12 protein-coding genes are annotated in these 14,878 nt (G+C 57.9%); 5 read left to right on the top strand and 7 right to left on the bottom strand.

Features of this window, described 5'->3' with window-relative positions:
• Window positions 1-40: 40 nt before the first annotated feature.
• From NC979_RS23765 to NC979_RS23755, 3 genes are all read right to left on the bottom strand, one after another.
• The gene (locus NC979_RS23765) at window positions 41-895 is read right to left on the bottom strand and encodes a thermonuclease family protein (RefSeq protein WP_190522364.1); all 855 of its coding nucleotides are present in this window, start codon (window positions 893-895) and stop codon (window positions 41-43) included.
• A 145-nt stretch (window positions 896-1,040) separates the two neighbouring features.
• Window positions 1,041-1,451: a fasciclin domain-containing protein gene (locus tag NC979_RS23760; protein WP_190522362.1), complete on the bottom strand. Its 411-nt coding sequence runs from the start codon at window positions 1,449-1,451 to the stop codon at window positions 1,041-1,043.
• A gap of 110 nt (window positions 1,452-1,561) precedes the next feature.
• Window positions 1,562-2,857, bottom strand: a complete 1,296-nt coding sequence (locus tag NC979_RS23755; RefSeq protein WP_190522360.1) for a CO2 hydration protein — start codon at window positions 2,855-2,857, stop codon at window positions 1,562-1,564.
• 114 nt (window positions 2,858-2,971) lie between these two features.
• On the opposite strand from NC979_RS23755, the gene NC979_RS23750 reads away from it, so the two are divergent.
• Window positions 2,972-3,400 (top strand): NUDIX hydrolase, encoded by a 429-nt coding sequence (locus NC979_RS23750; protein WP_190522358.1) that lies wholly within the window; start codon window positions 2,972-2,974, stop codon window positions 3,398-3,400.
• A 163-nt stretch (window positions 3,401-3,563) separates the two neighbouring features.
• Here the strand turns inward: NC979_RS23750 and NC979_RS23745 are convergent, their stop codons facing one another.
• Entirely contained in the window at window positions 3,564-5,123 is a 1,560-nt protein-coding gene (locus NC979_RS23745; protein WP_190522356.1) for an NADH-quinone oxidoreductase subunit M, read from the bottom strand.
• A gap of 111 nt (window positions 5,124-5,234) precedes the next feature.
• The gene (locus tag NC979_RS23740) at window positions 5,235-7,088 is read right to left on the bottom strand and encodes an NAD(P)H-quinone oxidoreductase subunit F (RefSeq protein WP_190522353.1); all 1,854 of its coding nucleotides are present in this window, start codon (window positions 7,086-7,088) and stop codon (window positions 5,235-5,237) included.
• 392 nt (window positions 7,089-7,480) lie between these two features.
• On the opposite strand from NC979_RS23740, the gene NC979_RS23735 reads away from it, so the two are divergent.
• Entirely contained in the window at window positions 7,481-9,817 is a 2,337-nt protein-coding gene (locus NC979_RS23735; RefSeq protein WP_190522350.1) for a tetratricopeptide repeat protein, read from the top strand.
• Window positions 9,818-9,940: 123 nt separating this feature from the next.
• Here the strand turns inward: NC979_RS23735 and NC979_RS23730 are convergent, their stop codons facing one another.
• Window positions 9,941-10,600 (bottom strand): DUF2834 domain-containing protein, encoded by a 660-nt coding sequence (locus NC979_RS23730; RefSeq protein ID WP_190522347.1) that lies wholly within the window; start codon window positions 10,598-10,600, stop codon window positions 9,941-9,943.
• Between the two features lie 242 nt (window positions 10,601-10,842).
• Between NC979_RS23730 and NC979_RS23725 the strand changes: the two genes are divergently transcribed.
• Entirely contained in the window at window positions 10,843-11,859 is a 1,017-nt protein-coding gene (locus NC979_RS23725; protein WP_348253813.1) for a pentapeptide repeat-containing protein, read from the top strand.
• Window positions 11,859-12,185: a divalent-cation tolerance protein CutA gene (gene cutA / locus NC979_RS23720; RefSeq protein WP_190522344.1), complete on the top strand. Its 327-nt coding sequence runs from the start codon at window positions 11,859-11,861 to the stop codon at window positions 12,183-12,185. The genes NC979_RS23725 and cutA overlap by 1 nt, the downstream gene beginning before the upstream one ends.
• Before the next feature lie 73 nt (window positions 12,186-12,258).
• Here cutA and NC979_RS23715 read toward each other — a convergent pair whose 3' ends face one another.
• Window positions 12,259-12,642, bottom strand: coding sequence for a hypothetical protein (locus tag NC979_RS23715; protein ID WP_190522342.1), 384 nt, complete (start codon window positions 12,640-12,642; stop codon window positions 12,259-12,261).
• A 466-nt stretch (window positions 12,643-13,108) separates the two neighbouring features.
• On the opposite strand from NC979_RS23715, the gene gndA reads away from it, so the two are divergent.
• Complete coding sequence (gene gndA, locus NC979_RS23710) at window positions 13,109-14,533, top strand: NADP-dependent phosphogluconate dehydrogenase (RefSeq protein ID WP_190522339.1); 1,425 nt, start codon at window positions 13,109-13,111, stop codon at window positions 14,531-14,533.
• Window positions 14,534-14,878: the final 345 nt, after the last annotated feature.

Raw genomic sequence — 14,878 nt, 5'->3', positions numbered from 1 at the left:
GTGTTGGCCCCTGTAGGGACTCGGATTTTCGACTACAGCCTTAGCGCAAGCTTTCGCAGGCAACACCGTCGCTATCGCCATCGAGACGGTGAGGGTCACCAGGGGTGGCGTTAAGCACAGCCTGAGCTTGTTCCCAGGTGGCAAAGTCGCCACAGTCGCAATCGCCAGACACACAGGCGGGCAAATTGGTCGGAGTCGCTGAAGGCGGGTTAACGGGAGCTGGCACAACAGCCGGTGGTGGATCCGTTGGGGTGGGGGATGTCCCGCCCCGACGAAAATCCCAGGGCATGGTGGGGTTGGGCTGGCTCCAAAAGTTGCGGCGAGCGTTGCGGGCCGCAGATTCGGCCTGGCGGTAGTCGTCAGCGGTGGCAGCGCAGCCAGAAATGTACTGTTCGTAAACGACGGCGTAGCCTTCACCCACCAGCTGTAGGCCAACCGATTGGCCGCCGCTGTAGATTTCAGCCACGGTTCTGCCGTAGCGATCGCGCTCGATCGCCCGCACTTCCACCGGCTGCCCAGTCGAGAGCAACTGCCGCAGCCGCAGCGTTGCCTCGGGGCCAAAGGCCTGGTTACTCTCGGGCGCATCCACACAGGCCACACGAACGGTGATTGGGCCATCCTGCCCCTGCACACGCAGCGTATCGCCGTCGCCCACAGACACTACGGTTGCAGTGGGTAAGGTTTTAACAGCAGCTTGGTTTGCAGCTTGATCAGTGACGACTGCTAAAGAATCTTGCTCACGGGTTGAAGCCTCGGCAATCTCTTGCTCTCTAGGTTGGGCACCAACAGCCCCTATCTCAGGCAAAGCCGAGCAACCAGAGAGCAAGACGAGCAGTCCCAAACTAGACAACCCCTCAATCAGGGCCGTCACATATCGACTTCGGGTTAGGGGCATTGTTGGGGCCAGTTATGCGATCGCTAGTTTCACAGAGAATGTCACCCTCTATACCAAGGATACCTATCCCAGTGATGCAGTTCAGGCAAGAACGCACTCAATCTAGCTAGACAAAGAGACCGCGATCGCTTCCTCAGCCCAAGGTTTACCCCATCAACATGACAGTATCCAGCACGTGAATGATGCCATTATCGGCTTCGATGTCGGCAGCGAGCACCGTGGCATTTTTCACCTCGAACGCCTCATCATCAGAGAGGTTATGAATGGGTATGGTCGCACCTTCAAGGGAACCCACCGTACCGAGTTTGATCAGTTCATCCTTGGTGTATTTGCCCGCCACCACATGAAACTTGAGGATACGCCCCAGCTGGGGTGGATTTTGCACCAGGGTTTGCACCGTGCCGGGAGGCAGCTTTGCAAAAGCGGCATCATTCGGCGCAAAGACCGTAAACGGCCCGGGGCTTTGCAGTGCTTCAACCAACCCCGCCGCCTGAACGGCGGCGACTAGGGTGGAGAAGCCTTCGGTATTGACAGCGATATCGACGATGGTAGGCATGGGAGTGGATGGGTAGGGGGTGGATGGGTAGGGGGTGGATGGGTGGGGGGTGGATGGGTGACTGGGTGATCAAGACGCTGACTCATCTACTCATCCACCCATTTACCCATCTACCGGTAGTCCTGCCGCTGAACATCGCGCAGTCGGGCTTCCGGGCGCACAAAGCGATCCATTTGGGCTTCGAAGAATTGGCGGTTGGCCATTAGGTGGCGAGGGTTTTGGTCATCGAGGGGGTAGAGCAGTGCCGCCCGCAGAGCCTGAATCACCGCTGAGGTGACGTTGTACATCGATCGCTGAAAGGTGATCCCTAGCTGGATCAGCATGTCGTCCTCGCCGCGACAGTGCTGCTGGTAATACTCCAACAGGTAGGGCGGCAGGAAGTGGAGCATGTCCTGCATTAGCAGAGTCGGGGGAATGCCCGCGCTGCCCACAGGGAAGACGTCGGCGTAGAGAATGCCGTAGTGAAAGTCGTTTTGATCCTGCGGCACCTGACCAGCTTGGGCGTTGTAGGATTTGGTGCCTCGGAAGGGGGCGGTGCGGTAGAACACGGCTTCCACGTAGGGTAAGGCCGCTTCATACAGCCAGGTGAACCCGCAGGATTTGGGGATCAGCTCGAAGCATTCGTCGCCCACATAGACGTGGTGGTAAATGGGCCGACCGGCCACAGCAAAGATGCCGTTGACCAAAAAGTCCATGGCGGCGGGCACGCCTGAAAAGCCGCCTTCGTCGTAGATATCGCTCATCTCGAAAAAGACCGGGGCCATCACTTCCCAAAACAGGCCTAGGTTAGAGTAGTAGGAGAGTTCGCGGCACTTTTCGTAGAACATTTCGGGGAAAAGTTTGTGCAGCCCCAGCATGGCGGGGTTGCCTTTGAAGTAGGCGCGAATGGCGCGATCGCACGCCCCCTTATACTCCTCGGTATACAAATAGTCGTTGAACCGGCCGCCCATATCTTGGTGCCAGAGCATGGCCCGCATGCAGGCTTCGGCAAACTCCATGTTGACGCGATCGTGCCACAGGTGGTGGAACAGCTTAGGCAGCTTGCGCTTCAGCTCGCCCTTCTCCATAAATTCCAGCAGCTCTGGATGGGCCGTGGCCTCGCCCCGCCAAATTCGCAGATCGGCGGTGTCGCCCGCGTAGTGGTTGGGCAGGTCAAGGTACTCCTGGGGCAAAAAATACTTAAAGGCGGGTATGGGGTTCAAAAACACCCGCTCGGCGATATAGAGTAGGTCGCGCCAATAGAAATCCATCGGCACGGCGTAGGCCTTGTAGATGCCGATGATCTGCATCAGGTTTTCTGGCGTGTCGGGCAGCATCGAGCCGCCTGCCTCTAGCCGGTGAATCACGTCGGCGTGGGGGTGGGTGGAGGGAGGGATGAGGGTTTGAGGTTGGGTGAGGGTGGGCATAGGGGTGGATGGGTAGGGGGTGGATAGGTGGGAGAGTTGTGAATGTTTAGTTTTGAGTTTTGAATTAGATTTGTTTCGGGAAGAACTTAAAACTCAACACTCAAAACTTTTGGCATGGGTAAAAAAGCGCGAATTCGGTCAATTTCGATCTGTTTGCTGCGGCGGGGGGACGAGATTCTTGTCCACGAAGCCTACGACTCGGTGAAAGAGCGGGGCTTTGCCCGCCCTCTAGGGGGCGGCATTGACTTCGGAGAAACCAGTGCCGAGGCGGCGATTCGCGAAATCAAGGAGGAGCTGGGGGCCGCCATTACCGAGGTGGAGCTGTTGGGCATCGTGGAAAACATCTTTGTCTACGAGGGCGAGCCGGGACACGAGATTGTGTTTGTTTACGATGGGCGGTTTGTGGATGAGTCGCTCTACGGGCAGGAGAGCCTAGATGTGGTGGAGGGGAAGCGGCAGTTTAAGGCGGTTTGGCGATCGCCCGCCGACCTCCGCGATGGCCCTCACCGGCTAGTTCCCGAACAAATTTGGGATTTCCTCTAAGTCCCACCGATCGCCCGTAGGGTGCATTAGGCCGTAGACCCTCTCGCTTTTACCGAACCATTTTGCTTTGGCCGTAATGCACCATCGCGGAAATTTATACCTTGGGTATATCGCGTTATGGGATGGTGCATTGCTTCGCGAATGCACCCTACGGGGTTGGGGGTCAGGGCAGGGTGGGGAGGGTGGCGATGGGGAGAGCGATCGCCCCATCGGGCTGCATCTCGATCTCCTGAATTACTTCATCGGCGACGACCTCAGTGGTGAAGATAGGGATGTTAGACACCATTAGGCTGGCGGTCGGTTCGCCCCACTTCACTAGCCAGTTGGGCTGAATGCCGAGGAAGAGAATTAGCCCAGCGAGAATATAGGCGGGCAGTTTTTCAGAAAAGGTGACCTTGGGGAAGTAGGCGATCGCATTGTCTAGCCGACCAAAGCAGGTGCGGTTGAGCAAGATCACGAAGTAGACCGCCGTCAGGCCCGTGCCAATTACCCCCAGCAGGGTCTGCACCGGATAGGCGGCATAGCTGCCTTGGAACACCAGAAACTCCGTCACAAACCCCACCAGTCCGGGGATGCCGGCGCTGGCCATGCCCCCCAGCACCAGTAGCGCGCTGACCATGGGCAGCCCTCGCACCGGGTTCATCAGCCCGTTCAGCACGTCCAGTTCGCGGGTGCCAACTTTAGTCTCAATCACCCCGACTAGGTGAAACAGAATAGCCAGAATAATGCCGTGAGAAACCATTTGGCTGACAGCCCCGGTTAGTGCCAGGTCGGTCATCGCCGCGCCGCCCAACAGCACGTAGCCCATGTGGCCGATGGAGCTGTAGGCCACCATGCGCTTGATGTCTTTTTGGGCGATCGCCGTCACCGCTCCATAAAGCACGCTCACCGCTGCCCACCCCGCCAAGTAGGGCGAAAACTGAGCCCAGGCATCGGGGAACAGCCCCAGACCAAAGCGAAATAGACCGTAGGTGCCCAGCTTAGCCAGCACCCCGCCCAGCATCATCGCCACCGGAGTCGAAGCCGACACATAGGTATCGGGCAGCCAAGTGTGAAACGGCACCAGGGGAATTTTGATGCCAAAGGCTACCAGCAGCAGCCCTAGCAGCACTCCCTGCCACACCATCGGCAGATCGTGGCCCATCACCGCGTAGTAGGTAAAGTCTTTAGCGCCGCTGAGCCAGACGGTACCGAGGAACCCGGCCAACATGAGCGCGCCAGACAGCGCCGTGTAGAGCAAAAACTTGGTGGCCGCATAAGCTTTCTTCTCGCCGCCCCAGATGGCAATCAGCAGATACAGGGGCACCAGCTCGATTTCGTAGAGCAAGAAGAACAGCATCAGGTTTTGAGCCACAAAGGCCCCCGCCACCCCGCTGCTCACCAGCAGCATCAGACTGTAAAAGAGCCGAGGCCGCTCAATTTGTGGGTTACTGCTCCAAATCGCGATCCAGGTGATCAGGCTGTTCAGCGCCACCATCAGCAGCGAGAGGCCGTCCAGACTGAGTTCGTAGTTGAGCCCTAGGGCGGGCAGCCAGGGTAGAAATTCGTGGAACTGAAAGCCGCCAAAGGCCAGATCAAACTGGGTGAATAGATAAAGAGTCCACAGCAGGGCGGCCCCGGAGGCAATCAGGGCACCATTGCGGGCCTGCTGGCTGGGGAGGCCCGGCCAAAGGGAGATAGCGATCGCGCCGAGGAGGGGGATTAGGAGGAGGGGGGTGAGCATGGTGTGGGTGGATGGGTAGGGGGTGGATGGGTAGGGGGTGATGGAGTGATGGGGTGATGGGTGACGGGGGATTAACTCCCCAACTTCCTGACTCCCCTACTCCACAGCTGTCTAAAACAGCGCCGATAGCGCCTGCCAGTTCATCAAAATCCCGAGTCCGGCGACGCCGAGGGCAATGGTGAGCACATAGAACTGAAGCTGCCCAGTGTTGCCATATTTGAGGGTTTCGCCGCTAAAGAGCGAGGCTAGGCCCACGGCATTGACTAGGCCATCGACCACGTAGCGATCGAGCCAGTCGGTCATGCGCGACAGCACATCCACACCCAACACAAAGGTGTTGCGGTAGAGCTTAGGGGTGTAAAAGTCGTAGGCCAGCAGGTTTTGCAGGGGCTTTTGAATTAGCTTGCCTGGGTCTTCAACCATACGGTTGACGTAGAGCAGGGTGCCGATCGCCGCCCCAAGAATGCTGGACCAGGTGAGCAGCAGAGCCATGTCTTGGCTAATCTCAGCCCAAGTGGGCAGCAGGTTGAACTGGGCCATGACCAACGGCAGGTGCAGGGCGAAACCAGCGACGATCGCCAGCGGCAGCACAATGAACCAGATCGGCTCGGGCGATCGCATCGTCATCTGCTGGGTCTTGCCCGCAAAGATCAGACCCAGCAGCCGGGCTAGGCTAAAGGCCATCAGCCAGTTCACCAGCAGCACGATTGCTACCAACAGACCGCGATCGCTGTGCCAGAGGCCAGACACCAGCGAGAGCATGGCCCAAAACCCACCGAGGGGAGGCAGGGCCACTAGGCTAGCAGCACCCGTAATCATGGCGATCGCGGTCACGGGGCGGCGGCCCCACAATCCGCCCATTTGGGTCAGGTCTTGGGTGGTGATATTAATAATGATCGAGCCTGCGCCCATGACCAGAGCCGCCATGCCCAGGGCGTAGATCAGGGCCAGCAGCAGGGCGGCACCGGGTTGGTGGGCGCCGAGGGCGATAAACATCAGCCCCATGTAGGCACTGCTGAGGTACGAAAGCACCCGCTTAATGTCAATTTGAGCCGCAGAGATCAGCGTCGCGCCGATCGCCGTCACCGCCCCGACCGCAATAGCAAAAGCCGAGGCCGTCGACGACAGGGCAATCACAGGCTCCATCTCCACCAGCACCCAGATGCCGGTCGTCACCACCACCGAATTGCGCAGAATGGTGCTGGGCAGCGGGCCTTCCATCGCTTCATCCAGCCACAGGTGCAGAGGGAACTGGGCGCATTTGCTCATCGGGCCAGCAATCAAGCCAATACCAATGAGCGTGATCAACCCAGGATCCACATTTGCGGTTTGAGCCCAGGCCGCCAGCTCTCGAAAGTCCCAGGTGTGGGCGAGGGGATAGATGGCCAGCACCGCCATCAGAAGTATTAGGTCGCCGACTCGCTTGGTCAAAAATGCGTCGCGCGCCCCGGTCACCACTAGGGATTGGTTGTACCAAAAGCCCACCAGCAGGTAGGTGCCCAGGGTCAAAATCTCCAGCAGCATGTAGGCAAACAGCAGCGAGTTGCATAGCACCAGGGCGCACATACCTGCCTCAAACAGCGCCATCATGGCGAAAAAGCGGCCCCAGCCCCAATCCATCTCTAGGTAGCCCACAGCGTAAATTTGCGACAGCAGATTCAGCGTGGTAATCAGTACACAGGCCCCTAGGGTAATCAGCGAGGCCTCTAGGGGAATGGCCAAATTTAGTCCCGCCACATCCAGCCAGGAGGCGAAGAAAAACTGGGGCGACGACTTTCCCCAAAGGGCTAAGAACGCCAGCAGGCTGTGAACCAGAGCAAGGGCCGTCATCACAATGTTGATGTACCCTGCCGGGCGCGGCCCAGTGCTACGAATAAAGGCCGGTGACCAGGGAATAGTCAGCAGCGCTCCCATTAGGGGATATAGAGGAATCAGCCAGCTGGTTTGGGCAATAATTGGAGTCATAGACGAGGCATCCTCGGGCAAAAGGACAGCGAAAGCATTACCTGGCAGGGATTGGCGGCGGTTTTAGCGTAAGCACTGAGTGCTTAGATCAAGATTGATCTTTGTCAATCAAATCGCTATCTGAATAGACTTGAGGCTATTTTCAATAGAGTTTAGCCAATGCCTGTCCCAAAAAGAAAGGGGTAAATTGATTAAATGCTATTTGATTTTTGTTCCTGATTGATAAAATTCAATAATGCTTGTTCGTTTCCCCCCACTTCCCCCAGCTTTTCACAAAAACATCCTGACGTTGTGATCGCTTCCCGAAAAGTAAATTAGTAGCGATGAAGCCCCCCTGACGCCCCCTCAGGCATCGCCACGCCTTAGCGGTTTTAGTCATCAGGGGAAACAACGTGGCCGATAATCATTGGTTGACAAGGGCCGAACGCGCTCTGGTTGTAGGGTCTGGCGTCGGTGCCGTAGCGTCGATTGCTGCCCAAAACATTGCTCTGGCCTCGGCACCGCTCACGGTGCTGGCAGCGGTTGGGCTACTCAACCGCACCCGCGTTGAGCAGCAGCTTGAAGAAGCCCAGGAAAAGCTCGCCCGCCAGCACCGCCAGACCGGGCACCGCCTCACCAACCTGACAAAACAGGTGACGGCTATGCCTTCGCCCGAGGCGCTGACCAACTTTCAGCGGGCGGTGATGGATCGCAACAACCACTCCTTCATCCGCTTTGCTAAGCAAATCAACGGCCTCAAAGCCCACGTTGACCAGCGACTTGAGGCGCTGCCCGTTCCTGACCTAGCCGACATCAACCAGCAGATTACCCAGCTCCAGGAGCAGTCGGCTGCGGCCCAGGTGAGCTTCGAAAACCTCAACACCTACATACAGCGGCTGGCTACCGCGCCTCGAGTAGAGGCCGCTGAAAACAAGCTCTCCCAAGTCAAAACCGACCTGATGCAGACGCGGGTAAGTCTTGAGAACCTGCGTTCAGAAACCCGCATTCTAGTCACCAACCTGCAAGACGCCTTGGGGCAAATCGATCGCCGCTGGCAGGAGTTTCCCCAGACCAATGCCCCTGGCCAATACCGGGCCGGAATGGGGGAGGTGGTCAAGGCCATGGCTGCCCTGGTGCCCCAGTCAGAATTTAGTCGGCTAGTGGATCACGTTAAAGAATTGACTCGCCAGCAAACCCGCCTAGAGCAAGCCCTCACCAAAATTCCGGTGGGCACGGTAAACGGGTTGCCGGCGACACCGCCCAGCACCGCCGAGCTAGAGCGCCTGACCGCTGAGGTGCAGCATTTGCAGCAGCAGGTCAGCCGCCAGGAAACCGCTGGCCACACCCAGGAACAGGTGCAGCAGGTGGTGTCGCAATACCTGGGACAGGTGAAGGCCCAGGTGGCCCAGCTGGAGGGAGTAACGCGATCGCTCTCCGAACGGCAGCAGCAGTTCACTAGCCAGCTGGTCACCGCCCCCGACGACACCGCCAACCGCAAAGCCCTAATGCAGCTAGCCCGGCGGGTGCAGCAGACCGAAACCGAGCTTAAAACCTCGCGCCAAGAGCCCGTAGCCATAGCCAAACCGCTGCCCTTACCCCAGCCCGACTGGATCATTGACTTCCCCGTGGCCAACGCCGTCGAACCCCAAGCCATGGCCAGCCGCCAGGCTCTTGAGACTGCCCTTAAAACCGCCACGCGGCGGGTGCTGCTGGTGTGGCCCTGGGCGAGCTACGTCACCATTGACGACGGCCTGCTAGAGCAATTTCGCCAGCTGCTCGATCGCGGTGGCCAGCTCGAGATTGGCTGGTGCCACCGAGGCGACCAGCACGATGGCCGCCTGGCGTGGCGCATCAGCCAGCGCTGGGGCACCGAGTCAAGCCAGCTACAGTTGCTCAAGGCCTCCCTCAATCAACTCTTGCCCCTGCGAGAAAACTACCCCGAGCGCTTCAAGTTCAGAATTATGGGCACCGCCGAGAGCTATCTGGTCTGCGACAGCGGCAGCAGCGCCCCCTCTGACGCCATGGGGAACACCTACGCCGTAGTCAGCCTCAAGGCGCTGCCTACCCAGAGCGCTGCCATCCCCGATCTAGACGCCAAGCTGCGCACCGCCGAACCCGCTGTCGTCCAAGCCCTCATGCAGCGCTTCCACGACCCGGCCATTCCCCCTGGGGACACTGTGGCCTTCTTTAACCGAGGCACCACCCGCCACGACCTGCGCGACCAACCTGGGGCGATTAGCGACTATAGCCAGGTAATTAACCTCCAGCCCGACCACGCCATTGCCCTCAACAACCGCGGGGTGGCCCAGCTCGAACTCAACCAGGTCGAGGCCGCCGAGGCTGACCTCAGTGAGGCGATTCTGCAAAACGGCAAGCTGTTTGCTCCCCACTGCAACCGGGGCTGGCTGCGCCTAGAGCAGCGCCGCTACGCCGCAGCGATCGCTGACTTTACCCAAGCGGTGACTCTCAAGCCCCACCTGCCTATGGCCTATGTATACCGGGGCAGTGCCCTGCACAAGCTGGGCGACTTCAAAGGCGCGGTGCGCGACTACAGCGACGCCATTGCCTGCGGCGACCCCATTGCGCTGCCCTACTGCTACCGTAGCGCTGCCTACCAGAGCCAGGGCGATCAGGCCAGGGCGATCGCCGACCTGGAGCGAGCCAGTGCCTATCTCGAGGCCCAAGGCGATCGCCAGGGTCTCTCCTCCGTGCAGCGCACCCTGAGCCGGTTGCAGAGTATGACAGCGTAGGGGGATGAGGGAGAGAAGGGGATGAGAAAGGTAAGGAAGGTGGGGAAGCAACTCTGATCTCCCTTATCCCCCCCATCTACTCTTTACCCATCCACTCATCCACCCGCTACTCTCCCACTCCCCTCACGCTCCCACGCCCTCTGCTACCGGACTCTCCTCAATAGCCGGCCTCAGCGCTAGATATAAACAAGCGCCTATCAACGGCAGGGCCAGCACCGCCGCTACCACCCAGGGCTGACTCATGCCCCGGCGGGCCATGTCGTCGCGCAGCAGCACCGGAAACAACAGCCACAGGGCAACAAAGTCCAGCGACATCACGTGGATGAAGCGGCTGGTCTGCCACTGCTGCCAAAAATCAGGCCAGTCACCTTTAAGTAATGCAAAGGCGGCTAGGGCGATCGCCCCAGCTGCCAGGGCCGCTCCCAGCCAGCGAGATTCCAACAGGCGCAGCAGAGCGCTCTTGGGGCCGTTAAAGCTGGGGTTAGGCTGTCGCAGAGCTAAGTAGGGCAGCAGCGCAAAAGCCCCCACCGCAAACGACACCACCACAAAGGGCCAGGCCCGCTGCTTTTGTCCGTGGCCGTCTACCAAAGCCACCGCAGCGTAGACCATTGGCCAAATTCCCATAGCGTTAAACAGGGCTATGACGGTAGGGTTAATGCCCTCCCACGCGCCTGTGGAAAGTTTTAAGATCAGTTCAGCGGTGTCGGGGCGATTGGGAGGAGCAAGTATAAATGCATACAGAATAAACCCAAGCCAAACGCCCCAAAAAATCAATCGATTCATGACTTGTCGAGTGCTAAGTTTCTCACCAAATTATCAAACAAAAGCAACGAAGTCTGTCAGCCTAGAAGAAAGCAAATAAGCTGTATCCAAGCCACACAGCCCCCGTGTGTAGCAATTGTAAAAAAATAATTAAACACATTTTGAACTGTAAATTTATGTTCCTGAGTCTTAGTTAAAGAAGCGTTAACCTTACTCATAAATCTCATTTTTAAGGTCGCTTTTCATACCCCTTCACAATCTGTATGCCCCAGTTTTGGGAACCTGCCGTGCCATTAGTCGCCCCCCGTGAGTCTGGCGCTTCCCCGACTCGCCATAGAAGCATTATGCACATTAAATATTTCCTCGAGCTTTACGAAGCTGGCTATCGTGACTTCACTGGCATTAGCCTGGCCGGTGGTGACTTTAGCCATCACATTTTGGTAGACGTGGACCTCAGCCGCGCCAATCTCAAAGGTGCCAACCTTAGCCGCTCCTTTCTCACCCAGGCCAACCTCGACTACGCCACCCTCAACTGGGCGAACCTGAGCTTTGCCAAAATGAGCGAGACTCACCTGAACCAGGCTGACCTCACCAAGGCCAACCTGCGTGGCTCCTTCTTAGTGCGAGCTGACCTGCGCAATGCCAAACTCAGCGGCTGCGACCTGTGCCATGCCAACCTGCGCAATGCCGATTTGCGGGAGGCCAATCTCTGCGGCGCTAACCTGACCGGGGCCAATTTGCGCGGCGCGAACCTGAGCGGGGCCAACCTATCCTGGGCGCATCTCACCGGGGCCCGACTCAGTGGGGCCGACCTAGAGCGCACCTGCATGGATGCTGTCAACCTGGAAGGAGCCTGGCTCAACGGCGTCGACCTACACGGCATGAATTTGGCCGGGGCCAACCTCAAAGAGGCCAAACTCAACGGGGCCAACCTCGACCACGCCAACCTCAGCTCGGCCAATCTTACCCACACCACCATGCGCGGGGTGAGTTTATTAGGGGCCGACCTCAGCGGCTCTGATCTGACCGGGGCCGTATTGTGGAACGGCATGCTTGACGGCGTAGATCTATCGCGGGCTGACCTCACCCGTGCCCACTTGGGGGAGGCGTCTCTTAAAGCCGCCGTGGTGGTGGGCACTGAGTTCACCGAGTCGGTGCTGCCGGAAGAAGCTCGCACCTACCTCTACGAAACAGTGCAAGGGGAAACCCGTTGGACCCACCGTCCAGCCCGGGAAACTTTGAACCAGTCGCAGTTTGTCGATCGCATTCCCCAGCAGTGATGTCGCCCCCATCCCTAGGAGTCGTTTTGGTCACCGCTGGCTCTGAGGCCGAGGCCGAGAGCTTGGCCCGCCATTTGGTGGAGGCCCATCTAGCGGCCTGCGTTAGCGTGCTGTCGATCCGTTCTGTTTACCGTTGGCAGGGCAAAATCCACACCGAGCCCGAGTGGCAGCTGATCGTCAAAGCCGACCTCAGCCAGTTTGATGCGATCGCCCAGGCCATCACCCAGCACCACAGCTATGAGGTGCCCGAGATTATCGCTCTACCGATTGTGGCTGGTTTGCCTGACTACTTGAGCTGGCTCCAGGCCCAGGTGCAGCCGTCCTGAAAGCAAAAAAAGGACCGGTCAACAACCAGCCCTTCAGCTACTCAAGGAGATTTGCAAACACAGTCAAGTCAATCTAACGCCGGTAGGCCAAAGCTACCTCACTCTCAATCTCAGCTGGCTCAGACACCAAAACCGTTTCAATCTGAATTGTTGGGCTTGGGTCAACCTCAGTCTTTAAGGCGGCCGCCGTTTGGGCTTGCCAGCGCTGGCGCGTTAGCAGAGTGCCACCGGATAGCAGAGCGGCGATCGCTCCCAATCCACCAAGGGCCATCCCCAGAGCATTAGTGTCAGGCGAAGCCACCAAAAAGCCGTTAGGCCCATCGTTCGCTGTCGAGAGCTCAGCATTACCCCAGTTAGACAGGGCACAGCCAGAATACGCAGTTCCAGAGCCGACAGTGATTACAAGACCAACCGTCGCTATAGAAGCCGCCAAGGCAGAACGAGAGAGAAGTTTCATAGCCAGATGGAGAGAGAACGCCACAACGTAACGCCATTGTTGCGGCACTTGCTCAATTTCACAGCTTCAGGGGCTACAGAATCTCAGAAAAATCACGGCAGGCAGTGGGGAGATGGGGAGGGTAGGCGAGAAAGCGTTGAGGGGCTAGGGTTGAAGATTGATTGCAGCTCCGCTGACCGCCTTTCCCTACAGACTAATCACAAGCAAGGGTTGAGTAGACGAAACTCTGTACCTGAAGTGAATACCGATCTCTGGAGGTCAAGACTTCCTGGCTTTTGAGCTTCACACCTAAAGAAAACCTTTGGGAGCATGGCCATCCCGAAAAAGTTGTTTAGGCTGTTGACAGTTTTGATGCCAGTAGCATTCTTTGTGGCATTCCGTTAACGTCCCACTACCCGCCCACCCTACAGTTTTCCGTAGAAATCCGTTTTAGACCTCCGACCGAACCGTTACCGAGAGTATTGATATGGCACAGAGTTTTGGTGTAATTGGGCTCGCCGTTATGGGCGAGAACCTGGCGCTTAACGTCGAGAGTAAGGGCTTTCCGGTAGCCGTGTACAACCGCACTGCCGCCGTGACCGAACGTTTTATGGAAAAGCGTGCCCAGGGCAAAAATGTTAAGGCCACCTACAGCCTTGAAGAGTTCGTGCAGTCGCTAGAGCGGCCTCGTCGCATTTTGGTCATGGTTAAAGCCGGAGCTCCGGTAGATGCCGTTATCGACCAGCTGCGCCCCCTGCTGGATGACGGCGACATGATTATGGACGGTGGCAACTCCCTCTACGAAGACACCGAGCGCCGCACGAAGGATTTGGAATCCACTGGGCTGCGGTTTATCGGTATGGGGGTCAGCGGTGGTGAAGAGGGGGCGCTGCTCGGCCCTAGCCTGATGCCCGGCGGCACCCGCGCAGCCTACGACTCGATCGAGCCCATCGTTAAAAAAATTGCGGCTCAGGTCGATGATGGCCCCTGTGTTACCTACATCGGCCCTCGCGGCGCGGGTCACTACGTCAAAATGGTGCACAACGGCATCGAGTACGGCGATATGCAGCTGATTGCCGAAGCCTACGACCTGATGAAGAGCGTATTGGGCCTCAACCACAACCAGCTCTTCGACGTGTTCGCGGAGTGGAATCTCACCGATGAGCTGAATTCCTTTTTGATCGAAATCACCGCCGACATCTTTACCAACATTGATGCCGAAACCGGTGAGCCTTTAGCTGAACTGATTCTGGATGCGGCGGGACAAAAGGGCACAGGCCGCTGGACGGTGATGAGCGCCCTAGAGCTAGGCGTGGGCATTCCCACCATTACCGCCGCGGTGAACGCGCGGATTATGTCGTCGATTAAAGAGGAGCGGGTAGCGGCGTCTAAGGAGCTGAGCGGCCCCACGGCTACTTTTGACGGCGATGTCAAAGCGGTGGTGAACAAAATTCGCGATGCGCTGTATTGCTCAAAGATTTGCTCCTACGCCCAGGGTATGGCGCTGATTGGCGCGGCCTCTAAGGCCTACGAGTACGATGTCAACCTGGGCGAAACGGCTCGGATTTGGAAGGGGGGCTGCATTATTCGGGCGGGCTTCTTGAATAAGATCAAGCATGCCTATGACGAAAACCCCAGCTTGCCTAACCTGCTGCTGGCTCCTGAGTTTAAGCAGACGATTCTCGATCGCCAGACGGCTTGGCGGGAAGTAATCGCCATGGCGGCGACGTTTGGCATTCCGGTGCCGGCGTTTAGTGCGTCGCTGGATTACTTTGACAGCTACCGGCGCGATCGCCTGCCGCAGAATCTGACCCAGGCGCAGCGTGATTACTTTGGGGCGCATACGTACCTACGGGTTGATAAGGAGGGCACGTTCCACACGGAGTGGACAAAGGCTCCGGCGCGGGTGTAAATCGTTCTTTGCACTAGATCACCTCATCACATAAGCTGCCGTCGATCCCTTGCGGGTCGGCGGCTTTTTTTGTCGTAGGAGCGATTGGTTATTCGCCCGATACAATATCTACGGCTTTGCTCAGGTTAGATGTTGCTGCGTCAGCCTGTTTGTTTTGTGGGAGCTTGGGTTGTGGCGGCGCGCAGGTTGGGGTACAAACCAGATCTGCCGCTGGGGCCATTTCGCAGGCCCCAGACCCCCGTCGAGAAGGACGTTCCGTCGTCCTTCACCTCACGGAAAGGATAGGTTGATCATTGGTTTAAACCTCTGTTCTGCCAATCAACCTATTGGTCAATCCAAGGAGCC

This window comes from Leptolyngbya subtilissima AS-A7 (assembly GCF_039962255.1).
In the GTDB taxonomy this organism is placed as follows: Bacteria; Cyanobacteriota; Cyanobacteriia; order Phormidesmidales; family Phormidesmidaceae; genus Nodosilinea.
The sequence above is the reverse complement of the archived record's forward strand: the minus strand, read 5'-3'. Positions and strand labels throughout refer to the sequence as shown.